The organism is Chitinibacter sp. S2-10 (genome assembly GCF_046530675.1).
In the GTDB taxonomy this organism is placed as follows: Bacteria; Pseudomonadota; Gammaproteobacteria; order Burkholderiales; family Chitinibacteraceae; genus Chitinibacter.
Window position 1 is genome coordinate 2,850,309 of sequence record NZ_CP172558.1, and the last position, 23,420, is coordinate 2,873,728.

General features: G+C 53.4%; 19 protein-coding genes. 10 read left to right on the top strand and 9 right to left on the bottom strand.

Features of this window, described 5'->3' with window-relative positions:
* Positions 1-31: 31 nt before the first annotated feature.
* Positions 32-421 (bottom strand): group II truncated hemoglobin, encoded by a 390-nt coding sequence (locus tag ACG2XO_RS13405; protein WP_410498495.1) that lies wholly within the window; start codon positions 419-421, stop codon positions 32-34.
* Between the two features lie 147 nt (positions 422-568).
* Between ACG2XO_RS13405 and ACG2XO_RS13410 the strand changes: the two genes are divergently transcribed.
* The gene (locus ACG2XO_RS13410; RefSeq protein ID WP_410498496.1) at positions 569-2,200 is read left to right on the top strand and encodes a methyl-accepting chemotaxis protein; all 1,632 of its coding nucleotides are present in this window, start codon (positions 569-571) and stop codon (positions 2,198-2,200) included.
* Between the two features lie 185 nt (positions 2,201-2,385).
* Positions 2,386-5,838, top strand: coding sequence for a bifunctional proline dehydrogenase/L-glutamate gamma-semialdehyde dehydrogenase PutA (putA, locus tag ACG2XO_RS13415; RefSeq protein ID WP_410498497.1), 3,453 nt, complete (start codon positions 2,386-2,388; stop codon positions 5,836-5,838).
* Between the two features lie 107 nt (positions 5,839-5,945).
* Here putA and ACG2XO_RS13420 read toward each other — a convergent pair whose 3' ends face one another.
* Genes ACG2XO_RS13420 through ACG2XO_RS13435 form a run of 4 tightly spaced genes read right to left on the bottom strand, consistent with a single transcriptional unit; the run spans position 5,946 to position 9,518 of the window.
* Positions 5,946-6,662: an ABC transporter ATP-binding protein gene (locus ACG2XO_RS13420; RefSeq protein ID WP_410498498.1), complete on the bottom strand. Its 717-nt coding sequence runs from the start codon at positions 6,660-6,662 to the stop codon at positions 5,946-5,948.
* Positions 6,659-7,429 carry an ABC transporter ATP-binding protein gene (locus ACG2XO_RS13425; RefSeq protein ID WP_410498499.1) on the bottom strand — a complete coding sequence of 257 codons (771 nt, stop codon included), beginning with the start codon at positions 7,427-7,429 and terminating at the stop codon, positions 6,659-6,661. The genes ACG2XO_RS13420 and ACG2XO_RS13425 overlap by 4 nt, the downstream gene beginning before the upstream one ends.
* Positions 7,422-8,573, bottom strand: a complete 1,152-nt coding sequence (locus tag ACG2XO_RS13430; protein ID WP_410498500.1) for a branched-chain amino acid ABC transporter permease — start codon at positions 8,571-8,573, stop codon at positions 7,422-7,424. Before ACG2XO_RS13430 ends, ACG2XO_RS13425 begins: the two co-directional genes overlap by 8 nt.
* A 15-nt stretch (positions 8,574-8,588) precedes the next feature.
* Positions 8,589-9,518 carry a branched-chain amino acid ABC transporter permease gene (locus ACG2XO_RS13435; protein ID WP_410498501.1) on the bottom strand — a complete coding sequence of 310 codons (930 nt, stop codon included), beginning with the start codon at positions 9,516-9,518 and terminating at the stop codon, positions 8,589-8,591.
* A 430-nt stretch (positions 9,519-9,948) separates the two neighbouring features.
* Here ACG2XO_RS13435 and ACG2XO_RS13440 point away from each other — a divergent pair, with 430 nt between their 5' ends.
* From ACG2XO_RS13440 to ACG2XO_RS13450, 3 genes are read left to right on the top strand one after another with little or no spacing between them, the layout of a single operon-like run.
* Positions 9,949-10,362, top strand: a complete 414-nt coding sequence (locus ACG2XO_RS13440; RefSeq protein WP_410498502.1) for a hemerythrin domain-containing protein — start codon at positions 9,949-9,951, stop codon at positions 10,360-10,362.
* A gap of 5 nt (positions 10,363-10,367) precedes the next feature.
* A complete protein-coding gene (locus tag ACG2XO_RS13445; protein WP_410498503.1) occupies positions 10,368-10,583 on the top strand; it encodes a DUF2249 domain-containing protein in 216 nt (71 codons plus the stop codon).
* Positions 10,576-11,826 (top strand): hypothetical protein, encoded by a 1,251-nt coding sequence (locus ACG2XO_RS13450; protein ID WP_410498504.1) that lies wholly within the window; start codon positions 10,576-10,578, stop codon positions 11,824-11,826. The genes ACG2XO_RS13445 and ACG2XO_RS13450 overlap by 8 nt, the downstream gene beginning before the upstream one ends.
* Here ACG2XO_RS13450 and ACG2XO_RS13455 read toward each other — a convergent pair.
* On the bottom strand, positions 11,811-13,343 hold the full coding sequence (locus ACG2XO_RS13455; protein ID WP_410498505.1) for a carboxypeptidase M32: 1,533 nt from the start codon (positions 13,341-13,343) through the stop codon (positions 11,811-11,813). The two genes, ACG2XO_RS13450 and ACG2XO_RS13455, sit on opposite strands and share 16 nt — an antisense overlap.
* Positions 13,344-13,517: 174 nt before the next feature.
* On the opposite strand from ACG2XO_RS13455, the gene ACG2XO_RS13460 reads away from it, so the two are divergent.
* Positions 13,518-14,813, top strand: a complete 1,296-nt coding sequence (locus tag ACG2XO_RS13460) for an MFS transporter (protein WP_410498506.1) — start codon at positions 13,518-13,520, stop codon at positions 14,811-14,813.
* Between the two features lie 66 nt (positions 14,814-14,879).
* Here ACG2XO_RS13460 and guaA read toward each other — a convergent pair whose 3' ends face one another.
* From guaA to ACG2XO_RS13475, 3 genes are all read right to left on the bottom strand, one after another.
* Positions 14,880-16,466 carry a glutamine-hydrolyzing GMP synthase gene (guaA, locus tag ACG2XO_RS13465; protein ID WP_410498507.1) on the bottom strand — a complete coding sequence of 529 codons (1,587 nt, stop codon included), beginning with the start codon at positions 16,464-16,466 and terminating at the stop codon, positions 14,880-14,882.
* A gap of 165 nt (positions 16,467-16,631) precedes the next feature.
* Complete coding sequence (dacB, locus tag ACG2XO_RS13470; protein ID WP_410498508.1) at positions 16,632-18,071, bottom strand: D-alanyl-D-alanine carboxypeptidase/D-alanyl-D-alanine-endopeptidase; 1,440 nt, start codon at positions 18,069-18,071, stop codon at positions 16,632-16,634.
* Positions 18,064-18,294 carry an oxidoreductase-like domain-containing protein gene (locus tag ACG2XO_RS13475; RefSeq protein ID WP_410498509.1) on the bottom strand — a complete coding sequence of 77 codons (231 nt, stop codon included), beginning with the start codon at positions 18,292-18,294 and terminating at the stop codon, positions 18,064-18,066. Before ACG2XO_RS13475 ends, dacB begins: the two co-directional genes overlap by 8 nt.
* Positions 18,295-18,478: 184 nt before the next feature.
* Between ACG2XO_RS13475 and dnaX the strand changes: the two genes are divergently transcribed.
* The 4 genes from dnaX (at position 18,479) to ACG2XO_RS13495 (ending at position 23,395) form a co-directional block, all read left to right on the top strand.
* Positions 18,479-20,464, top strand: a complete 1,986-nt coding sequence (dnaX, locus tag ACG2XO_RS13480) for a DNA polymerase III subunit gamma/tau (protein ID WP_410498510.1) — start codon at positions 18,479-18,481, stop codon at positions 20,462-20,464.
* A 33-nt stretch (positions 20,465-20,497) separates the two neighbouring features.
* Complete coding sequence (locus ACG2XO_RS13485) at positions 20,498-20,827, top strand: YbaB/EbfC family nucleoid-associated protein (RefSeq protein ID WP_157669605.1); 330 nt, start codon at positions 20,498-20,500, stop codon at positions 20,825-20,827.
* A 209-nt stretch (positions 20,828-21,036) separates the two neighbouring features.
* Complete coding sequence (gene recR / locus ACG2XO_RS13490) at positions 21,037-21,633, top strand: recombination mediator RecR (RefSeq protein ID WP_410498511.1); 597 nt, start codon at positions 21,037-21,039, stop codon at positions 21,631-21,633.
* 157 nt (positions 21,634-21,790) lie between these two features.
* A complete protein-coding gene (locus ACG2XO_RS13495) occupies positions 21,791-23,395 on the top strand; it encodes an erythromycin esterase family protein (RefSeq protein ID WP_410498512.1) in 1,605 nt (534 codons plus the stop codon).
* Positions 23,396-23,420 lie beyond the last annotated feature (25 nt).

Sequence of the window (23,420 nt, forward strand, 5' to 3'; positions counted from 1 at the left end):
CAAATTTAACATGGACTACAAGCACATACCCCTACTTATTGACCATAAAATCAGCCGTTTTATAAAATGCCTGTTCCAGATGTTCGCGCAGCTCGTCACTCATCGGCGTTTGCGCCATTGCCTGATACATGCACAATAACCACTGATCCCGCTCAGCCTCACCAATTGCAAATGGCATATGCCGTGCACGCAAACGCGGGTGCCCGTATTTCTCGATAAAGCGCTGCGGCCCGCCTAACCAGCCCGATAGAAAATCAAAAAACTTCTCGCGAATCAAGCTGCTATCGGGCGCATGCATCGCATGAATGGCTGCCGCACGCGGATCGCTCGCCATGATGTCGTAAAAACGATCAACCAACTGCCTTAATACGGCATCGCCGCCCAGTAACTCATATGGGGTCAGCTCAAGCACTTCCGACATGCCACTTCCTTAACAAATTGAATTAATTGCAAATTTTACATCGAGTACCCTTTTGCTCCAATGCATTTTTGCATCATTGACTCGCTTGCTTATCAATGATTGAACACTAAACTGAAACAGACCAATCCCGCTACTGTCGAGGTTCAGATGCGACTCCCACTTTCAATCGCCAATAAAATTATTCTCGGCTTTGCCATCATGATGCTGCTGCAACTCATTATTGGCTCAGTGAATTTATTGGGGATGCAAAAACAGCACGAAGTAGTCAGTGGCTTGCTGCAAACCGAATTGCAATTTGGCATGCACATTCTGGAGGCTCAAAAACACGTCGGTGATCTGCGCCGCTATGAAAAGGACACCTTCATCAATTTATCCAGCCCCGAAAAAGTCGCCGAGTACAAAAAAAAGTGGGATGAAAGTCTGGCAAAAACCCACAAGGCCATTGATGCCGGAGCGGGCTTGGCCAAACCGGAGCAATCGGGTCAGTTGCAGGAATTGAAAAATTATCTGGCCCAGTACAGTCAGGGCTTTGAAGCCACTTTCTCGCAACTATCCGCTGGGCAGTTTGCCACGACGGGCGATGCCAATTTAGCTTTCGGCAAATACAAACAACCCGTTCATCTGCTGGGCGAGCAAATTGGCAAAATCGCCAAAACCGCCATCGAACACGTTGAAGGCATTGAACCTCGCGTCGATTCGATCAAGAATGAAAAAATCAAATTGAGTCTGCTGGTTGGCGCATTCACCCTCGCCATCGGTCTGGGCAGCGCTTGGGCGATTACGCAAGCAGTCACCCGGCCATTGAATGACATGCAAAACACCGTAGCCCAGATGAATCAAACCGGCCAGATCGGTCAGCAACTGCTGATTCACAATCAGGATGAAATAGGCACCACGTCGATCGCACTGAATCAGTTGTTTGGCGAACTGGGTCAGGTCATCAGTCTGGCCAATCGTAATTCGGGCGAACTGATCAACACGGCGCATCAGCTCAGCGCCGCATCCGACCAGATCACCCACGCCTCGCACGCCCAATCCCAATCTGCCATTTCAACAGCATCTGCCGTTGAGCAAATGTCGGCCAACGTCAACACACTGGTCGATAGCTCGCAAAGCATGGAGCAGGAGTCACGCCACGCCGCGCATTTGGCCACCGAAGGCGTTAGTAAAGCACAGCAATCCATTCAGGACATCAATCGGATCGCCAATTCGATCAACCACTCGTCAAGTTTGATTTTGCAACTCAATCAACGCTCGGATGAAATCGGCAGCATCGTCATGGTCATCAAGGAAATTGCCGACCAGACCAATTTGCTGGCGCTCAACGCAGCCATTGAAGCCGCCCGGGCTGGTGAGCAAGGACGTGGTTTTGCCGTCGTGGCCGATGAAGTTCGCAAACTGGCTGAACGAACCACGCATGCCACGGTTGAAATCAGCAGCAAAATCAGTGCGGTACAAAATGACACCAGCAGCGCAGCGCAAGAAATGCGCACCGCTGGAACGCTGGTTGAAAATGGCGTCAAAGGCACCCAGCTGGTCGCCCAATCCTTATCCGAGATCGAAGCAGTCTCGCTCAGTGCGGCCGAACATGTGGCGCAAATCAGCCATGCCATTCGCGAGCAAAATATCGCCAGTCAGGCCATTTCCCACCATATGGAACAAATAGCGCACGCCAGCGAAGAGAATTACAGCGCGGCCAATAATACGCAGACTCTGGCCGGGCGGCTCACCGAAATTGCCCAAAATCTGGATAACACCATTCGCCGCTTCAAAGCTTAAGTAACCGTACAAAAATTTTTCAGTAAGACACCAAAGCCGAAGACAGTACAAGCAGTACGGCAAGGCGAGGTAAGGTGTGGTGCAGCTTGGCAACTTGTTGCCTTAGCGAAGCCCATGGCCTCATGGCTAATGCTGAAAAACTTTTGCTTGCCAACTTAACGACGAGTCACCAAGCCGAGCTTCCCATGATCCGCTTTAATGCAGAGATCCCCGCACTTGACCCGATGTTTGAGCAGATCGCCGAAACCCGGTTGGCCGATGAGCCCAGCCATTTCCGATTGATCAGCGAACATGTACACTTAAGCGCAGAGCAAACCTTACGAGCCGATGCAATGGCTCACCTATTGCAGCAAAAACTGCGCTTTACACGCCAAGAGCAAGGCGGACTGGATAATCTGCTGACCCAGTATCCGCTGTCATCTGCAGCAGGTCAGGCCTTGTTGAAATTGACCACGGGTGCATTGCGAATTCCTGATCAGTATCAGCTTGACCGCTTTATCAGCGAGCAGCTCAATGCAGCCGACTGGCATTCGCATCGTGGCAATAGCGATTCATGGCAAATCAATCTGACCACGCTGGGGCTGGACGTTGCTGAAAAACTGCAAACCTCACTGGCAGCGCCTATCATTCGCGAAGCCGTCAAACATGGCGTCAGACGACTCGCCGCCCGGCTGATCATCGCGCAAGACATAGCCACCGCACTGTCACGGCAAGACTGCGATTTTCGTTATACATTCGACCTGCTTGGAGAATCCGCGCTCAGTGACGCCGAAGCACAGCAATCTTGCCTTAATCTGGAAGCGGCCATTGAGCTGATCGGCCAGTCAAGCCAGAGAGCCGGTGCATTTGGCGCCGGCATCTCCATCAAGCTTTCTGCACTGCATCCGAAGTATGAATTTCTGAACTACCAGCAAATCCACGCCGACCTTTACTCCCGGCTCTTGCGGCTGGCACGGCTAGCCTGCCAATACGACATCGGCTTTACGATTGATGCCGAAGAAAGTGCCCGGCAACTGCTCACTTTGAGCCTGTTTGATCGCCTGATGCGCGAAGCCGATCTGAAATCGTGGGCTGGCCTGGGCATCACCGTACAGGCGTATTTGAAAAACGCGCTTGCAGTGGTCAAATGGCTCAGCGATTCGACCAAACAATTGCAGCGCTCAATCAGCGTCCGGCTGGTCAAAGGGGCTTACTGGCACTCCGAAATCAAAACAGCCCAGCAAGCATCGCTGGCGTCTTACCCTGTCTGGACCAACAAGCAGCATACTGATCGTAGCTACCTCGCCTGCGCACAGATCTTGCTGCATGCGAGCAACCGGATTTATCCGCAATTTGCCACCCACAATCCGTTTACCCTCTCGTATATCCACCAAATGGCCGGGCAGCATGATTTTGAATTCCAGGCTTTTTTCGGCATGGGCGAATCGCTGTACCAACTCGTCAATGAAATCGGCCTTGATCGCCCTTGCCGGCTGTACGCGCCAGTCGGACTTGATCGGGATGCGCTGCCCTATCTGATTCGCAGTTTTCTGGAAAACGGCGCCAACACCTCTTTCGTCCATCAATTACTTGCCAATGAGAATGCAATACCCGATTCACCACCGCCGATCTTGAATCGGCCTAACAAATTATTCAGCCAGCATGAAACCCCCATCCTGCACGATCTGCAGCATTGGCCTGATTACCTGAACCTGCTTGCAGAAATCAAAAGTAATCATGGGTATATCGCCAAAGCAAATATATCAACAGGTGTTGATAGCCATACCCAGCCACGTATCTGCTCAAGCCCAGCAGATCGCAATGATCAGCTCGGCCTGTGTTACGACACGGACGCAATGACCGTCGAAACCAGTTTTCAGCTCGCCCAGACCGAGCTGGTTTCATTCAAACAAAGTCAGGTCGCAGAACGCATCTCACTGGTCAATTCAGTAGCACAAAAGCTGGAAGCCAGCCGTGCCAGTTTGCTTGAGCTGCTGGTTCGTGAGGCAGGTAAAACGCTAGTCGCAGCTCAGCAAGAATTCCGTCAGGCAATCAATTACTGCCGCTACTATGCGCAGCAGGCGCGAGTAAACTGGCCCGAACACAGCCCGGCTCCGCTGGGTATTGTCGTCGTTATCAGCCCGTACAATAGCCCGCTAGCCACACTGGTCGGGCAAATTAGCTGTGCATTGCTGGGCGGCAATGTCGTTATCGTCAAGCCTGCACCGGAAACGCCGCTGATTGCAGCGCAGACCATAGCCTGCTTTCATGCCGCCGGTTTTGCCTCCGCAGCAGTGCAACTGCTGCCCGGTGACGCGGCGCTGGGCGCCAATCTGACGCAAGATCGACGCACACAGGCTGTCTGTTTTAGCGGCTCTCGGCAGACGGCACAAAAAATTCGCCAGGCACTGGCCGGATCTGGCGCGACTTTTCAGGCTCGCAGCCCCGGACTCAATGCAATGATCGTTGATAGCAGCGCACAAATCAGGGAGGCCGTCCGTGATACTTTGCTCGCCGCATTTGACTACGCCGGCCAATCTTATTCATCGCTGAAGCTGCTTTGTATCCAGAATGACATTGCCGACGAAATGATCAGCCAACTCAAGCAAGCGATGCAGAGCCTGAAAATTGCTCATCCGGTGCTGGCCGGAACGCAAATCGGCCCGGTCATCAGCAAGCATTGCCAGAGCAAAATCCTGCAAACGATCAGCGAATTCCAGCATCAGGGCTATCCGGTCTTTCATCCTCGTCAACCAGAAAACGCGGCATCAGGGCATTATGTCGCCCCCTGCCTGATCGAGCTGCCGCACCTCGGACTGATCACGGCGCCGATCTGCGGCCCGATACTGTTTATTTATCGCTACTCTGCGGTGCAACTGGTAGCAACGCTCAAATCGATTAATCAGCTGGGTTACGGCGGCAATCTGACCATACACAGCAACATCGAGCGCCATATTGGCAATATCATCGCGCAATCGAAAATGAGCGCTTATGCAATCAACCGGATTCATCTTGATTATTGGCTCGACAGCATGCCAGGCGGCGGTAACCCTTACTCCGGGACTGGCTCGTTGTCCGGTGGGCCGTGGGCTTTGTGGAGCATGGTCAGCAACGCCGATCCATGCCAGCCACATTACCAGAACTTGCCGGACAAGCTGGAACAACTACAAGGGCTGGCACAATTATGGCCGGAAATCGATCAGGGGATTGATCTGGAAATTCTGTTCGAAGACGCAGCAAGACGCAGCCCGATTGCTCAGGTACACCCTCTCCCCGCGCTCTATGGTGAAATCCATGAACTGCGATACCGCGCTCATGGCCGAGTCGCCTGTCTTGGGCCGAGTGAGTGGGATCTGATCCAGCAAATCGGGATTGCCCTGTTGACTGGCAATCAGGCGCTGGTCGCCAACAACCATAAACAGCACAATTGGATCAGTCGGCTAGACAGTATAGATCTTGCTTTTTCCAGCGACCCGCTGCACGCTCACATCGATGCGGCAATGTGCCATCCGGCCATCGCGGCAGAAACCGAGCAATCTCTTGCCCAACGTACTGGCGCACTCATCCCGCTGATCCAGCCTTATGAAGATGGCCGCTGGCCGCTGCACCAGCTGGTGGTCGAATACACGATTCAACGCAATATCACGGCCAGTAGCTAAGTGGGTATATCAATGTAAACGCTGTTAAATAACGGATTCATTGATATACATGCCACGGGTATAAAAAAGGCCACAACATTGTCGCGGCCTTTTTTCATTTTCACAGATTATTCACCCAGATACGCCTGCTGGACTTTCTCGTTCGCCAGCAAGGCTGCGGCATCGTCGCTGTACGTCACTTTGCCCGACTCCATCACATAGCCGCGATTGGCCGTTTGCAGCGCAAGCTTGGCATTTTGCTCGACCAGCAACATCGTGACGCCTTCGGCGGCAACCATGCGGATAATTTCAAAAATTTTCTGCACGATGATCGGCGCCAGCCCCATTGATGGTTCGTCAAGCAGCAGCAGCTTCGGCCGACTGAGCATCGCACGCCCCATCGCGACCATTTGCTGCTCACCACCTGATAAAGTCCCCGCGAGCTGCTTGTAACGCTCTTTCAAGCGTGGAAACAACTGGTAAACGCGCTCCATATCATTGGCAATTTCGGCTTTGTCATTGCGACGATAAGCGCCCATCAGCAAATTTTCTTCGACAGTCAAACGGCTAAAAATGCCGCGCCCTTCAGGCACCATCACCAGACCATGGCTGACATAATCATGTGCAGCCAGTTTGGCGGTCGATTTACCGTCAAACAGGATTTCGCCGCCAGCCGGTTTGACCATGCCCATCAGCGTTTTCAGTGTCGTGGTTTTGCCTGCGCCATTAGCACCGATCAAGGCAACCAGCTCGCCCTGTTTGACTTCCAAATCAATGCCTTTGACTGCATGAATCCCGCCGTAGGCGACTTTCAAATCTTTAACTTGTAACAATGGGGTACTCATTCGGGCGCAACTCCAAGGTAGGCTTCAATCACGCGAGGGTCATTCTTGACTTGTTCCGGCACACCTTCTGCAATTTTCTTGCCGTAATCGAGCACGGCAATCCGGTCGCACAGCCCCATCATCAGCTTCACATCGTGTTCGATCAGCAAAATCGTTACGCCGTCGGCGCGAATTTTTTCCATCAGCGCCTTGAGCGCTTCTGTTTCGGTCGGATTCATCCCGGCAGCAGGCTCATCGAGCGCCAGCAAAGTCGGGTTAGTCGCCAGTGCGCGGGCAATTTCCAAGCGGCGCTGATCACCATATGACAGATTGCGCGCCAACTCGTCGGCGCGGTCGGCGATACCGACATAGGCGAGCAATTGTTCAGCCTTGGCCTTGATCCCCGCTTCTTCGCAACGCGCTTTCGGATGACGCAGTACCGCACCGATTACGCCGACTTTAGTGCGGACATGCTGGCCGACCATGACATTTTCCAGCGCGCTCATATTGGCAAACAGGCGGATATTTTGGAAAGTGCGCGCAATGCCGGCTTCGACGACGACATTAGGCTTTTTACGGAATAAATCCTGCCCCTTGAAAGTGAACGAACCTTCGTCAGGTTGATACAGACCGGTCAGCACATTGAACAGCGTCGTTTTTCCCGCGCCATTCGGTCCAATCAGGCCGTAAATTTCGCCCTGATTAATTGTCAGTGCCACACCGCTCAAAGCATGCAGACCGCCAAAGCGCTTGTTGATTCCTTCGATATTTAGTAACACTTCACTCATGATTGCGCTCCGCGTCTTGCAGGCTGGCTTTTTCTTGCAATGCAATCGCCTTGGTTTTCGGTTTCAGCTCGGCACGGCGGCGTTTTGACGGCCACAAGCCAGCCGGGCGTACCAGCATGATGATGATCATCGCCAAACCGAAAATCAGCATCCGCAGATTTTCCGGATCGACCACTCGCTTGCCGGCAATGGCCATTTGCAATGGATTGATGATGTCGCGCAGCAATTCCGGTGTAATCGAGACAATAATCGCCCCCAGAATCACGCCCGGAATATTACCCATCCCGCCCAGAACGACCATGCACAGCACCATGATCGATTCCATCAACACAAACGATTCAGGCGAAACAAAGCCCTGAAAGCTGGCAAACAGCGCGCCGGATACCCCACCAAAACTGGCTCCCATCGCAAACGCCAGTAATTTGACATTGCGCGTGTTAATCCCCATCGCATTCGCAGCAATTTCATCTTCACGAATCGCAACCCAGGCACGGCCAATGCGCGAATTTTGCAGGCGAATCGAAACAAAAATAATCAAGGCGCAAAAAGCCAGAATCAAGTAGTAATACAGATGGATTTTCTCGAAAGTCAGCCCCAAAAACTCAATCGGGCGACCAAAATCATAACCGGCGATTTGTACCGGCTTGATATTATTAATCCCCTGCGGGCCATTGGTGATATTGACCGGGCGATCCAGATTGTTCATGAAAATACGCACAATCTCGCCAAAGCCCAACGTCACAATCGCCAGATAGTCGCCGCGCAACTTCAGCGTTGGCGAGCCCAGCAGCACGCCAAAAATACCGGCAACGACAGCGGCCAGAATCATCATCACCAGAAATGGCGGATGGCTGAGCCAAGTTGGCAAAATGGCTTGTAAATGCGGCGAGTTCAAAATCGCAAACAGATACGCACCAACGGCGTAAAAAGCGATATAGCCCAAGTCGAGCAGGCCGGCGTAACCAACGACGATATTCAGACCCAGCGCCAGCATGATGTAGAGCAAGGCAAAGTCAACGGCGCGCAGCCATGAATTACCATTTTCAAACAGGCCACCCAGAGCCCACGGCAGAACCGCCAATACCACGGCCAGAACGGCCAGAAGTATCGTGTTCTTGCGGTTGTTTTCCATAAAAGCATTCATTGTTGTGATCCTTCCTTAGGCGCGTTCGGCAACACGTTCGCCCAGCAAGCCGGATGGACGGAACACCAAGACAATAATCAAGACGACAAAGGCAAAAATGTCTTTGTAATGACTACCCAATACACCACCGGTCAAATCGCCCAAATAACCCGAGCCCAGGCTTTCGATAATGCCGAGCAAAATCCCGCCCAGTACCGCACCACCGATATTGCCGATCCCGCCCAAAACGGCAGCAGTAAACGCTTTCAGGCCGATCATAAAGCCCATATACGCATGCGCCTGATCATAATTAGCGGCGACCATCACGCCGGCCATTGCACCGAGCGCCGAGCCGATCACGAATGTCATCGACACAATCGTATTGACGTTGACCCCCATCAGTTTGGCGACTTCCGGGTTTTGCGACGTCGCGCGCATCGCGCGGCCGAGCTTGGTTTTCTCGATCATGAAGAACAGTCCGCCCATCAACAGCAAGGCCAGAATAATGATCGCAATTTGCAAATCGGTAATCGCCGCGCCGCCAATGATGTGCACTTCAGACGGCAGAATTTGCGGGAATGGGCGGTAGTTACGACCCCAGATCAGCATCGCTGCCTGTTGCAGCACAATCGAAACACCAATCGCAGTAATCAGCGGCGCTAACCGTGGCGCTTTGCGTAGCGGCTGGTAAGCGATTTTTTCGATTGAATAACCGAGAAACATCGACACCGGAATTGCCATCATCAAGCCGACGAGCAGCAAGGCCGGCCCCGGTAATTGCACGCCAGCGCCAACGAGCAAATTGATACAGGTAATCGTCACCATCGCGCCGATCATTACAATTTCGCCATGGGCAAAATTGATCAGCTGCATGATGCCGTACACCATCGTATAGCCCAGAGCAATCAGCGCATAAATGCTGCCGACCACCAGGCCATTAATCAGTTGTTGCAGGAAAATATCCACGCTTGCCACCCTTGAGAAGGTTTATAGGTACGATACACCGACGTTCAGTGACCGTTTTATTCATGCCGGACTGAGCTGGTCAACAAGCCATATCAGATCGGGCTAGATTCTACCGTTACAGTTCTTGATCACTGCAAATTACCTGTTTGGTGTTGCGCGGAACACTGTGGTTTTCCCTTACTAGAAAAAGGGAGCAAAAAACGTTAGCGACCCAAGGAGCTCGCTTTAATAAGCAAAGCCTCAATCTTGCGTGACCAAGCAGCCACATAACCAAGGGTATATCAATACAAGCACTATAAATATTGACCTACAAGGCAATACCCACAAAACATCAAATCTACCTCCAAAGTGACTTTCTGACCCAGATCAAACTGTTCAAGCCTTAAGCGCTTTAGCCTAGCCTGCAGTCAAACTGTTTCGGATCAATTCAATGAACATCACCAGCGCATTACAAATCCAGCATCGCCACTGTGACCAAGCTCTCGCGCAAGCAGAAAGTGCTGCGCGTAGCGGTCAATGGGCAGACTGCTTTGCTGCAACTCAAGCGTTTTGCCAGCAAACCGAAGCGCATTTTATGCTGGAAGAAAACGACCTGTTTCCTGCTTTTGAAGCCGCCACCGGAATGCGCAACGGCCCGACACAGGTCATGCGTGGCGAACACGCTCAGGCGCGTGAGCTGATGCAGGGCTTGCAAGAAGCGGCCACCAATCAGGACACCGACGATTTCACCGGCTGCGCCGAAACGCTGCTTTTGCTGCTGCAACAGCACAATATGAAAGAAGAAAACATTCTTTATCCGATGTGTGATCGCGCAATTCCTGATTTTGCAGCACAACTGGAATAAGCCTGATGCAGACTATCGTCGATTTACGCGGCCTGCCGCCACCCGAACCGATGGAGCACATTTTGCTCTGGCTCGATTCGGCGGCGGAGGGAGCAACATTGTCGGTGCATTTACCGCACATCCCCTACCCGCTTTACGACCATTTACGGCTGCGCGCCTGTCACTGGGATTGTGTTGAGCAGGCTGATGCGTCAGCCATTTTGCATCTCGTTCGTGATTAAGGTCGCTATGTTTCAGCCCGAATTCAGCCTGCCCGTTTCAATTCCGCTGAGATTTTTCCGTACCGCGCCGCTCTGGCTGGCGCTGGCGGCGCTGCTCGCTTTGACGCTGAATGAGGGCGAATGGCAACAGCGTTTTGCTCCGGCCATGCTGGCGATCACGCATCTGCTGATGCTCGGCTTTGTCGGCAATATCATGCTGGGCGCGCTCTTGCAGGTCAGTGCCGTACTGGCTGGAGTGAGGATTTCGTACGCAGGAGCGATGGCATTGTGGCTGGCCTTGCAAAGTGGAACAGCGAGTCTGGCATTTGGGCTCTGGCAAATGCAGCCAGCACTGCTTGGACTAGCTGCGGCCTTCTTGCTATCCGGGTTGGCTGGACTGGCAATCTGGCTGCTGATCGCATTCTGGCGCGGCGGAACGCGTACGCCCTTGCGCTGGGCGGTTATCGGCCTGTTGCTAACCGTGATCAGCGGCGCCTTGCTGCTCGCCCTACTGGGCTTTGGCTGGGCAAGTCTGCCTCTTAATGACTTGCTACGCGCCCATATCGTGCTGGGCAGTATGGCCTGGGTGGTCGGGCTGATCATTGCAGTCGCTTTTACCGTCGTGCCGATGTTTCTGGTCGCGCCAGCTTGGCCGCCTCGTCTGCATCAATCCTTGTCGATGATGCTGTTTGTGCTGGTCATCGCGACGATTGTGGATGCCAGATGGTTGGCTTTGCTGGCGATTCCGCTGCTCATCTGGCTGGGCGCATTGCTGAAACTGCTGGCAAAGAGCCAGCGCCGCGCCGATCCCGCGCGGTATTTGTGGGCTTGGGGTGGCTGCAATTTGCTGATTCCGGTGCTTCTGATGCCATGGCTGGATCTGCTTCCCGCAGCTGCTCCCATCCTGCTCGCCGGACATTTTTTATTCGCAGGCGTCATGCCTATCCTCACCGCAATGCTGGCTAAAATCATTCCGTTTCTGCTCTGGATGGATTTTCGCTTACAAGTCAAAAGCGGTGGCGGGCTGCGGCATATGGGGCAATTGTTTCCCGAGCGCTGGCTAAGATCGTTAAGCCACCTCATCATTTCAATGGGTATTGCCTTCTGGCCATTGTATTTATTTGCCTTCAAAGCAATACCCATCCTATTACTGATTTATTCAATGGCCATCACTTATTGCCTAATGCGCAGCATCCGCACCCAGCGGCAGGCCATTCAGAGTGCCGAGCAAAATCATTCCGTCCAAAATCATCCTGCCAGATAACGCTGCTCCAGATGCGCCCGGAAATGCGCCGGATTGAGCGCTTCACCGGTAGCACGGCGAATCAGCTCGCCCGTATCCCAGCGGCTGGCTTGAGTCCAGATGTGCCGATTGAGCCAGTCAAAAACGGGCGTCAGATCACCAGCAGCAATCCGCTGATCCAGATCGGAGTAAGCGGCTCGAATCGCGGCAAAATATTGCGCCGCGTACATCGCGCCCAAGGTATAGCTCGGGAAATAGCCGAAACTGCCATCAGTCCAGTGAATATCCTGCAGGCAGCCATTTTGGAAGTTGCCACGGGTATCGACGCCCAAATAAGCGTGCATTTTTTCATCCCATAAAGCCGGAATATCGTCGGCTTCGATTTCGCAGTCGATCAGCGCACGTTCGATTTCATAGCGCACAATCACATGCGCCGGATAAGTTAGCTCATCAGCGTCAACGCGAATGAAACCGGGACGAACGCGGGTGTAAATTCTGGCCAGATTGTCAGCGTCAAACGCGGCCTGCTCGCCCAGATGCTGTTGCACCAGAGGTTGAATCAAACGCAGAAAAGCCGGGCTGCGGCCGAGTTGCATTTCAAACGATAGACTCTGGCTTTCATGAATCGCCATCGAGCGCGCCCGACCGACCGGTAAATGCACTGTTTCACGCGGTAGATTTTGCTCGTAACGTGCGTGGCCGGTTTCATGCACGATGCCCATCATGCTTTGCGTGAAATCGTCTTCGGTGTAACGCGTCGTAATCCGCACATCCTCAGGCACGCCACCGCAGAAGGGGTGATGCGAGACATCCAATCGACCCGCATTAAAATCAAAGCCGAGTTTCTCCATCACCGCCAAACCCAGCTCGCGCTGCGCGGCAATCGCAAACGGGCCTTGTGCGTCGATCACACTTTCTGCCGCCTGCTTGCGCATCGCCTGCTGAATCAATCCGGGCAGCCATTGCTTTACATCACTAAAAATGCGATCCAGCTCGGCGCAAGTCATTCCCGGCTCGTATTTATTCATCAGCGCTTCGTACGGCGATAAACCGCTTCGTTGACTGAGCAACTGCGCTTCTTCGCGCGCCAAGCGCACCACTTCGCGGAAATTGGTCAGAAAACCTTGCCAATCATTATTCGCGCGTTGCGTGCGCCATTCGTGCGAGCAATGTGAGCCGGCCAGTGTTTTGGCCTCGACCAGACTGGCCGGCAATAGATTGGCCTGTTCCCACTGCCGCTTCATTTCGCGCAAATTGGCGCTTTCAAGTTCATTCAGCGTGTCGCTACCCGCAGCTTCAATCGCGCTTGCCAGCGCGGGATCGGTCAACAAACCATGAATCAAGACGCCCAGTTCGGCCATTGCAGCCCCCCGTGCGTCATTACCCTTGGGCGGCATCATCGCCGCCTGATCCCACCCCGCCAGTGCTAGCAAATGCTCATAACGGTAAATTCGCGTAAATGTTGCTAATGCGGTTTGATAGGCGCTCATCACAATACTCGGTGGCAAAACAATCATCATGCCAGCAAACGGCGGCATCCGGCGAGTCGGGCGCGCCGTTCTGGTGAATGGTGAAATACAACAAGCTGCTCATTAGCTTTAGCAGGTCGGCGAATTAAACTTACAATACGCTCGCCGCTGAGCCAGCGATGTGATTCTTGCAAGCCATCTCATCCTTGCTCGTGCAGACAAATCCAATAAAAAGAGAACCTTATGACCCAGCAAAACGCCGACGATGCGCTGCATCGGCCACTCAATCAAAATGATTACAAAACATTGTCTTTGTCCGCACTCGGCGGCGCGCTCGAATTTTACGATTTTGTGATTTATGTGTTTTTTGCCGCAGTATTAGGCCAATTGTTTTTCCCGGCCGACATGCCCGACTGGCTGCGCCAGCTGCAAACCTTCGGTATTTTCGCCGCCGGCTATCTCGCCCGCCCTTTGGGCGGCATCATCATTGCGCATTACGGCGACAAGCTGGGGCGCAAAAAAATGTTTACGCTGTCGATTTTCCTGATGGCGCTGCCAACTTTAGCCATGGGTCTATTGCCGACTTATGCCAGCATCGGCATTGCCGCGCCATTATTGCTGCTCTTGCTGCGCGTATTGCAAGGCGCGGCAATTGGCGGTGAAGTACCGGGCGCCTGGGTATTTGTTTCCGAGCACGTCCCCGGCAACAAGGTGGGTCTGGCCGTCGGTACGCTGACTGCAGGCCTGACATTCGGTATTTTGCTCGGCTCGCTCGCTGCGGTCGTCGTCAACAAACTCTACACACCAGCCGATATCCTCGCTTCGGCGTGGCGCTACCCCTTCATTCTGGGCGGCATCTTCGGCTTCTTCGCAGTCTATCTGCGCCGTTTTCTGGAAGAAACGCCGATTTTTCAGGAATTGCACGCGCGCAAAGAGCTGGCTGACGGCTTGCCACTCAAACCGATTCTGCAACAGCATCTGGGCGCACTCGCAACCACTATGCTGCTGACCTGGGTACTATCGGCGGCCATTGTCGTCGTGATTCTGTTTACGCCCACCTATTTGCAAAAAGTACATCACATCGCACCGATTCTGGCTTCCGAAGCCAATTCGCTGGCCATCGTTTCGCTGACGCTGGGATGCATTATTTTCGGTTGGGGGTGCGACCGTTTCGGCGCACGCAGCACCATGCTGATTGGTTTTGGTGGCCTGCTGCTGACCAGCATGCTGTTCTATGGCCAGTTGCCCGGTACTCCCGAGAACCTGTTTTATACCTACACACTGGTCGGTTTCTTTGTCGGCGCGGTCTCCACCGTACCCTTTGTCGCCGTTCGCGCCTTCCCCGCGGCAGTGCGCTTCTCGGGTCTGTCATTCTCGTACAACGTCGCCTACGCGATTTTCGGCGGGTTGACGCCTGTCGTACTGACCTGGTGGCTGACGAAAGACCTGCAAGCACCGGGACACTACGTCGCCGCGCTCGCAGTGCTGGGCATGCTGCTGGCTTTTACGCGTCATGCAGGCAACAAGCAGACCATCTAAGCTAATCGAAAACCAATAAAAAGCCCTGTTTTATAACAGGGCTTTTATCTTCCTAATTTCTAACAATTATTCCCACTCGATGGTTGCCGGTGGTTTGCCGCTCACGTCATACACAACGCGGTTAATACCACGTACTTCGTTGATGATGCGGTTGGAGACTTTGCCAAGCAATTCGTACGGCAATTCGGCCCATTTGGCGGTCATAAAGTCGCTGGTCACGACAGCGCGCAGAGCAACTACGTAATCGTAAGTGCGGCCATCGCCCATTACGCCGACCGATTTGACTGGCAGGAAAACGACAAAGGCTTGGCTGGTCAATTCGTACCAGGTTTTGCCGCTCTTTTCATCGACCGCAGCGCGCAATTCTTCGATAAAGATCGCGTCGGCACGTTTCAGCAATTCACAATATTCCTGCTTTACTTCGCCCAGGATACGCACGCCCAGACCTGGGCCTGGGAATGGATGACGATAAACCAGTTGTGGCGCCAAGCCCAATGCCACTCCCAATTCGCGCACTTCATCTTTGAACAATTCGCGCAATGGCTCGAGCAAGCTCAATTTCATTGTTTCTGGCAAACCGCCCACATTGTGGTGGCTCTTGATCGCGTGCGCTTTGCCGGTTTTGGCACCCGCAGACTCGATCACATCCGGATAAATCGTGCCTTGTGCCAGCCATTTTGCGCTCGGCAATTTGGCTGATTCAGCTTGGAATACTTCAACGAATTCGCGGCCGATGATTTTGCGTTTGGCTTCCGGATCAGTCACACCAGCCAAGTGGCCCATAAACTGTGCCGTCGCATCCACATGGATCACACGAACGCCCAGATGCTCGGCGAAGGTTTCCATCACTTGCTTGCCTTCATTCAGGCGCAGCAAGCCGTTATCAACAAACACGCAGGTCAGTTGATCGCCAATCGCGCGATGAATCAGCGCGGCAGCCACCGATGAATCCACGCCGCCCGACAGCCCCAGAATCACTTCGTCAGAACCAACCTGCTCGCGGATTTTCGCAACGGCTTGCTCGATGTAGTTAGGCATCGTCCAGCTTGGCGTTGAGCCGCAAATATCGAGCACGAAATGATTGATCATTTCGCGACCCTTGATCGTGTGGGTGACTTCTGGGTGATATTGCACGGCGTAGAAATTACGCGTGGTATCGGCCATCGCCGCGATCGGGCATGACGTGTTGCTGGCGATGACTTCAAAGCCCGCGGGCATGGCAGTCACTTTGTCGCCGTGGCTCATCCACACTTCAAGGCAAACCTTCGCCAATTCACCTTCGCCGTGAACGCGGTCAGACAGGCCTTTGAACAGTGGGTTGGTGTTATTTACTTCAATTTCGGCAAAGCCGAATTCGCGTACATGCCCTGCTTCGACCTTACCGCCCAAGCTTTGCGCCATAAACTGCATGCCGTAGCAAATACCCATCACCGGAATACCCAGCTCGAACAGTTTCGGATCAGCTTGGTAATCAGACTCGTAAACTGAATTGGGGCCACCAGACAGGATGATCCCTTTCGGATTGAAAGCCTTGATCGCGTCAAGCGACATATCGAACGGATGCAGCTCACAATAAACGTGCGCTTCACGAACGCGACGGGCGATCAGCTGCGTCACTTGCGAGCCGAAGTCAAGAATCAGAATCTTATCCATACCGTAATAATCCAGTGGTGGGCGGTAAAACGCGGCATTTTACCGCGCTATTGAAAATGAGGCGAGTTACTTGCAAACCTGCCGTGGGCTCAACCCCAAAGCAACAGGGGTATACCACTACAGGTCAATGCTAAATCAAGCCGCATCAACATACCCATGCCAGTATTATTTCATCGTAATGCCACGCACCAATTCGTCCAGTGCGGATAAAGCTTTGGCCGCTTCGGGGTGATTGACAATAGCAACAAGCACCCAGTTTTTCCCCTGCCGGTCTTTGACATAGCCTGCCAGTGAACGCACATCGCGGAGTGCGCCAGTTTTCAGATGAGCGACTCCTGTCGTTGCCGTGTCAGCGAGGCGTTTTTTCATCGTGCCGTCCAGCCCCGTCAATGGCAACGAGCTGATGTATTCGGCGGCATAGGGGCTTTGCCAGGTTTTGACCAGTAGCTCGGCCAGATGCCGTGCGCTGATTTGTTCCTTGCGCGAAAGGCCCGAGCCATTCTCCAGCACCAGCTCCGGCCAGTTAAAACCGGCCTTGCGCAGCGCAGCCTGAATGACTGTTGCTGCAGCATCATCAGTGGTCGGATTGGATTGACCCAGCTCTGCGCCCAGCGTCAGATAGAGCTGGCGCGCCATCAGATTGTTGCTGTATTTATTGATATCGCGAATCGTAGTCACCAGATCGGGCGAACGCGTGCTGACCAGTTTGATCGCGTCGACCGGCGTCACACCAGCAACGGCTTTGCCTGAACCTTTACCGCCATTTTGATACCACATCCACCAGAACAGCGCCGCAGTATAGGTACGCGGATTCAGCACCGGCACATAGCGCTCGACTTTACAGCCGGCTGGCATTTCACCGGCGTATTGCAACACATATTCCGAACCGCTTTGCCCGGGGCGCTGCTGCACCCGACGCGCCCAGCTGGCACAACTGCCTTCACTCGCGATGGCCAATTGATTACTCAGCCGCACCTGGCTCAGTGGTGGCTCGGCCGTGATCACAACCCGTTCGCCCGTTGAATCGATCATGATTTTTTGCGTGCGAAAATTGCTGATCAAGGCATGCGGCTCGACCATAAATGCCCGTTCGGTGTCACCGTCATCGTCATATTCGGTGATGGCCGTGCTGCGTTTGAAGTACGAATCATCGAGCACCAGATCGCCCTGAATGTCGCTCACACCAGCGGCTTTCAATTCACGAATCCAGAGCCACATCCGTTCCAGCGTAATTTTGGGGTCGCCCTTGCCTTGCAGGTACAGATTGCCTTTCAATACGCCGTTCACCGGTTTCGCGTCTGCGAGCAAATCGGTTTGCCATTGCCAGCTTGGCCCCAATAAATGCAATCCAGCCCAGGTCGTAACAAGCTTCATCGTCGAGGCGGGCGAGCGAATCTGATCTGCCAGATGGTAAAGCGGCTTTTGTTCACTATCGAGCGAAACCAGTGCGACGCTAATGGCGTCCGCAGGTAAATTCGCCGTTTTCAACGCTTGCTCGACTTTGACTGGCAACGCCGCTTGCGCCAGCGAGGCTGCGAGCAAAGCGCCAGTGAGAGCAAGTATTCGATTGGTTTTCATCATCAAACATGGATTGAATTCAGGCACTGCTTTTCCCCGTTTGTCTTGCTTTCCAGGCCAGATGTGCCACCCGGTAAGCATTTAATTGTTCGGCATACAAATCAAAAATGCAGGGCTCGCAACCACTATTGCAACACTCTTCCAACGCCGGTTCATACGGCGCCTGTGGTTCTGGATCATCGTTCAGCTCAACCTCAGCAACAGTCGGCTCAGGCAATTGTGCAGCGGGTAAATCGTTGTTTATATTCATGTCAAACTACCTATATCAGGCGCTAAGTATTAAACCAAAAATTCTCACTCTTCGTAACTTCGCCTCGCCGTACTGCTGTGCTGTCTGCGGCTTTGCGCCTTGCGTGACGGGATGGCCTTGGGCCAACACTTTTGACCACCTACTTAGTGCCTCAGAGCAATTGTGAATCTGTTAGAATCGCGCCATGGCCTATCAAGTTCTCGCGCGCAAATGGCGCCCCAAAACGTTCGCCCAGCTCGTTGGGCAAGAGCATGTGATTAAAGCACTGGCAAATGCGTTTGCCAGCGAGCGTTTGCATCATGCCTACCTATTGACCGGCACTCGCGGCGTGGGAAAAACCACTATCGCGCGCATTATGGCCAAGGCGCTCAATTGTGAAACAGGCATTACCGCCGAGCCGTGCGGTGTTTGCTCGGCATGTACGCAAATCGACGCCGGCCGCTTTGTCGACCTGCTCGAGATCGACGCGGCGTCCAACACCGGGATTGATAATATTCGCGAAGTCCTGGACAACGCGCAATATTCGCCCACCGCTGGCCGGTTCAAAGTGTACATCATCGACGAGGTGCACATGCTCTCGAAATCAGCATTCAATGCGATGCTGAAAACACTGGAAGAGCCGCCGAGTCACGTTAAATTTATCCTCGCCACAACCGACCCGCAAAAAGTACCGATCACGGTACTGAGCCGTTGTCTGCAGTTTTCATTACGCCAAATGACGCCGCAACAAGTCACCGGCCATTTGCACAAAGTCCTGGAAGCTGAGCAAGTGCAGTACGAGCCATTGGCGCTCAATCTGCTCGGCCACGCGGCCAATGGCTCGATGCGCGACGCGCTATCGCTCCTAGATCAAGCCATTGCGCACGGTGCAGGTCAGGTGGAAGAAGCAGGCGTGCGCGCGATGCTTGGCGCGGTTGATCAGAGCTATTTATTCGATTTGCTCGACGCACTCGCCGCGCATGATGGCCCGCGCTTGTTACAAACGGCTGACGCGATTGCCTTGCGCGGCCTGTCGTACGAAGCGGCTCTGCATGAGCTGGCTAATGTCTTGCACCAAGTTGCGCTGACACAAGCCGTACCGAATGCGCTGGCCGATGACCTGCCACAACTCGGCCAGATTGTCGCTGCCGCGCAGGCGCTCAGCCCGGAAGACACGCAGCTCTATTATCAGATCGCGCTGCATGGCCGTCGTGATTTGCCTTTGGCGCCCGATGAATACGCCGGCTTTACGATGACACTGCTGCGGATGCTGGCCTTTGCTCCAGCGAAGCCGGAGCAAATCACTGGAACTGTCACTCCGGCGAAGCCAGAACAAATCATTGAAGCTGTCACTCCGGCAAAACTGCCAATCACTGGAAATGCTTTACCGGGCAACCCGCAGCAAATCAGCAGCACTGCAGTGACGAATCCAGCACCAAGCAGTAGCGGCCCGGCACCAGCGCCACACAGCACAAGCGTTACCTCTGCTCCGGCCACAACAACTAACGTTGGAGCAAACACACCGGGAAAGACTGAACCGTTGGCCGCCAACCCCGAGCGGGCTGAATCAATCAGCGTAGTGCCACCATCGCCATCGGTAGCCACAGCATCAAACGCTGCTGCCGCACCGAGTAGACCCACAGCGCCTGCCTACGACGATATGGAGCCGCCACCGTGGCACAGCGAGGCGGCGGAGGCGATTTATCAGGCCAGCGAACCTGCGCCCCACTATGTTGCAGAGCCTATTCCAGCAGCACCAGTTCTTGAATCCGCGCCAAGCACACCACTAGTCAGTGAAAACAAATCCGCCGAACCATTTAACGGCGACTGGCGTGGCCTCGTGGTGCAGCTCAAGCTAGGAGCTGCAGGTATGCTGGCGCAGAACGCAGAACTAGTGGGCTACAGCGATATACACTTCGATTTGCAAGTCGCCGAAGAGCATCGTGCAGTCGCCACACGTGATTATCAGGACAAATTACGCAGCGCCTTATCCGAATACTTTGGGCGCGACACCACGGTCAACGTCAATATCGGCACAATTGCTGGCGAGACGCCGGCGATTATGCTGGTACGCGAAAATGCCGCCCGACAAGAAGTCGCGGTGGCGGCGATTCAGAACGATCCATTTATTCAAACCTTGGTACGCGATATGGGCGGCACTATCGACGCAGCGTCGATCAAGCCCTTGTAAGCGGCCACTTATTTACTTTAAAGAGGAAGCACTATGTTCAATAAAGGCGGTTTGGGCGGCTTGATGAAGCAAGCTCAGCAAATGCAAGAAAACATGAAAAAAGCCCAAGACGAGCTGGCCAATGTAGAAGTAGAAGGCCAATCGGGTGCTGGCATGGTGAAAATCACGATGACCTGCGCCAATGTGGTGAAACGCGTGGCGATTGACGACAGCCTGTTGTCGGACGACAAAGATATGCTGGAAGACCTGATCGCGGCGGCATTTAATGACGCATTGCGCAAAGCCGAAAGCACGAGCCAAGAGAAAATGGGTGCACTGACAGCGGGTTTGCCGTTGCCACCGGGCATGAAGCTACCCTTCTAAAATTTTGCTTAGCTGGCGGCTGCGCCTGCTCGGATTGCCGCCGTTCGCTACTCGCAATCCTCATGTACTTCAGTACATTCCGGTTGCTGCGTTGCGTGCGACGACAATCCGCTTTGGCTCGCTCACCCGCCAAACTCAAATTTGACCAATACTCTATACGGTATCAACCTGTATATCAATTTGGCATTACCTTTCAAGGCAATACCCCCATGAGCACGCCACGTTCGCTACATAATCTGATCGAAGCCTTGCGCGTCCTACCCGGCGTTGGCCCCAAATCAGCGACGCGGATGGCGTTTCATCTGGTACAACGCGATCAGGATGGCGCAGGCCGCTTGGCGCAGTCCTTGGTCGAAGCGCTCGGTACACTCAAACATTGCCGCCACTGCAATACCTTCACCGAAGCCGATATGTGCGATATTTGCTCGGACGAGCAGCGCAATCACGCCCTGCTGTGCGTCGTCGAGATGCCGACCGATCTGATGTCGATCGAACACACCCGCAGTTTTGAAGGGCTGTATTTTGTACTAATGGGTCGCCTCTCGCCCCTCGATGGCATTGGCCCGAAAGACATCGCCCTCAATCAGTTACTCCAGCGCGCCAGCGACGGGATTGTCGAAGAAGTTGTCCTGGCGACCAATTTCACCACCGAAGGCGAAGCCACCGCACATTATCTGGCCGAAATGCTGCGTGCACGTGGGCTAAGGGTCAGCCGTATTGCCCGCGGCCTGCCCGTTGGAGGCGAACTGGAACACGTCGATCCGGGCACACTGGCGCAGGCGCTGATTGAGCGCAGAGGCTTATAAATCCCACTGTTCACGACCAAATTCCAGCAGCTTCCTCGCACAGAATGACGCACAGCAAAACCGTTAGTCAGCTCGTGATGCGCAGAATTGAAGACTCCGTTAGGATGTGCCGATTAATAAGTATTATCTTATAAATCAAAGACTAATAGAGGATTTCATGCTGCTGCGCCTGTTCACCTCCCTCATCATTTTGCCTCATTTAGTTTTTGCCGCCCCCTGCTTGCCATTTGAAAATGCCCCGATTCGCGGCGAGTTGAAATCCGGTGAAAAAGCGTGTTTTATCCTCAATGCATCAGCCAATGAGCTGTTAAGCCTCAAGCTTGACAGCAGCAATCCGCAAATATCATTGACAGTACAAACGCCACAGGGCGAAGAAATCACTCAGGCACAAACTGGTGGTCATCAGAAACTGTGGAAGTCGCAACGTTTCTTGACCAAAACACAGGGTATGTATCGCTTGACGGTGCAGACGCTGGATCAAAGCCCCAGCCAGTTTCAACTTGGCACACCAGAACGATTGACTGCAGCACAGTATTATTCCGAGCTGGACAAATTTGACCTGTGGCTCAAAAACAATGCCATTGCATTAAACGATAAAACTGCATTCGAACAACTTGACCCACATCTGGCCAATGCACGGCTGATCGGAATCGGCGAAGCCAGCCATGGCAACCGTGAATTTTGGGATACCCGTACCGATATCGTGTTGCACCTGGCGAGACAGCAAAAAATGCGCGTCGTCGCACTGGAAATTTCGCCCTATATTGGGCGCCGCATGGACAGTTTTGTCCGCAATCTGGATCAGACTACGCAAAAACAGATCGTTAGCGAAATAGGTAACCCAATGTTTTCGACCGAAGGCATGTGGGACTTTTTGCAAGCGCTACGCACATATAACAACCAGCAAAACCCGGAACAGCAGATCAGAATTGTGGGGGTTGATATTCACCCTGGACGCGATGAAGATCATTTTTTGCAACAATTTTTGCAGAAAGTCGCGCCAGAAATCGCCAATCTTGGCAATGAACTGATGTCAGATCAAACCGCAAAAGCCATTTTGCATAAAACAGCTAATGAGCGCAGGGCTGAACTTAACCATGTCGGAACCACCCTCGAGCAGCAATTCATTGTGCATCAGCAGCAATGGATTGCTGTCAGCTCCAGCCATGAATACGCACAGGCATTGATTGCACTTCATGCCCGGATTGGAGCACTTAACACCCTGCATCTGCCCTGGCAACAAAGTATGCCAAGCCGGGATCGCTATATGCATCGCAATATTATGACGCTGCTCCAAGCCGAAACGGCTGCGCATCCGGTTACTTTCCTCGCCCATGACATGCATATTTCTGCATCGACCGATTTTTATGCTGGCCGTTTTGTCGGTTCATTACTGAAAGAATCGCTGGGCAATGCCTACATCGCAATTGGTACGGCCTTTGATCAAGGCTCTGTGCTAGCACTGAAGATCGGAACCAACAGACCGCAAGTCTTCAATATGGGACCTTCAATGCCTCAATCGCTGGGACATTATTTAAGCCGCTCTGCAAGCAGCTATTATGCAATCCCGATGACAGCAGCGACCCAAGGTGCGGCACCGCTGCTGAATTCGCCACTCAAAATGCGGATCATCCCGCTCGATAGCGGGGAACAAATTGCCGACTTGCAATATGAGACCATCGTACCCGCAAGGGATTTTGATGTGCTGATTTTCAAAAAACAGGTTTCTGCGGACTTGTCTTTGACCTCACCCAAAATTTGAAACAATAAAATAACCCGGCAGAAAC

Coding starts and splice junctions, on each gene's coding strand:
- ACG2XO_RS13420 (WP_410498498.1), bottom strand. CDS start 6,662: ATGAGTACCCCATTGTTACAAGTTAAAGATTTGAAAGTCGCCTACGGC.
- ACG2XO_RS13430 (WP_410498500.1), bottom strand. CDS start 8,573: ATGAATGCTTTTATGGAAAACAACCGCAAGAACACGATACTTCTGGCC.
- ACG2XO_RS13495 (WP_410498512.1), top strand. CDS start 21,791: ATGCTGCTGCGCCTGTTCACCTCCCTCATCATTTTGCCTCATTTAGTT.
- dnaX (WP_410498510.1), top strand. CDS start 18,479: ATGGCCTATCAAGTTCTCGCGCGCAAATGGCGCCCCAAAACGTTCGCC.
- ACG2XO_RS13485 (WP_157669605.1), top strand. CDS start 20,498: ATGTTCAATAAAGGCGGTTTGGGCGGCTTGATGAAGCAAGCTCAGCAA.
- ACG2XO_RS13440 (WP_410498502.1), top strand. CDS start 9,949: ATGAACATCACCAGCGCATTACAAATCCAGCATCGCCACTGTGACCAA.
- ACG2XO_RS13425 (WP_410498499.1), bottom strand. CDS start 7,429: ATGAGTGAAGTGTTACTAAATATCGAAGGAATCAACAAGCGCTTTGGC.
- ACG2XO_RS13460 (WP_410498506.1), top strand. CDS start 13,518: ATGACCCAGCAAAACGCCGACGATGCGCTGCATCGGCCACTCAATCAA.
- ACG2XO_RS13410 (WP_410498496.1), top strand. CDS start 569: ATGCGACTCCCACTTTCAATCGCCAATAAAATTATTCTCGGCTTTGCC.
- putA (WP_410498497.1), top strand. CDS start 2,386: ATGATCCGCTTTAATGCAGAGATCCCCGCACTTGACCCGATGTTTGAG.
- guaA (WP_410498507.1), bottom strand. CDS start 16,466: ATGGATAAGATTCTGATTCTTGACTTCGGCTCGCAAGTGACGCAGCTG.
- ACG2XO_RS13475 (WP_410498509.1), bottom strand. CDS start 18,294: ATGAATATAAACAACGATTTACCCGCTGCACAATTGCCTGAGCCGACT.
- ACG2XO_RS13405 (WP_410498495.1), bottom strand. CDS start 421: ATGTCGGAAGTGCTTGAGCTGACCCCATATGAGTTACTGGGCGGCGAT.
- recR (WP_410498511.1), top strand. CDS start 21,037: ATGAGCACGCCACGTTCGCTACATAATCTGATCGAAGCCTTGCGCGTC.
- ACG2XO_RS13445 (WP_410498503.1), top strand. CDS start 10,368: ATGCAGACTATCGTCGATTTACGCGGCCTGCCGCCACCCGAACCGATG.
- ACG2XO_RS13455 (WP_410498505.1), bottom strand. CDS start 13,343: ATGCCGCCGTTTGCTGGCATGATGATTGTTTTGCCACCGAGTATTGTG.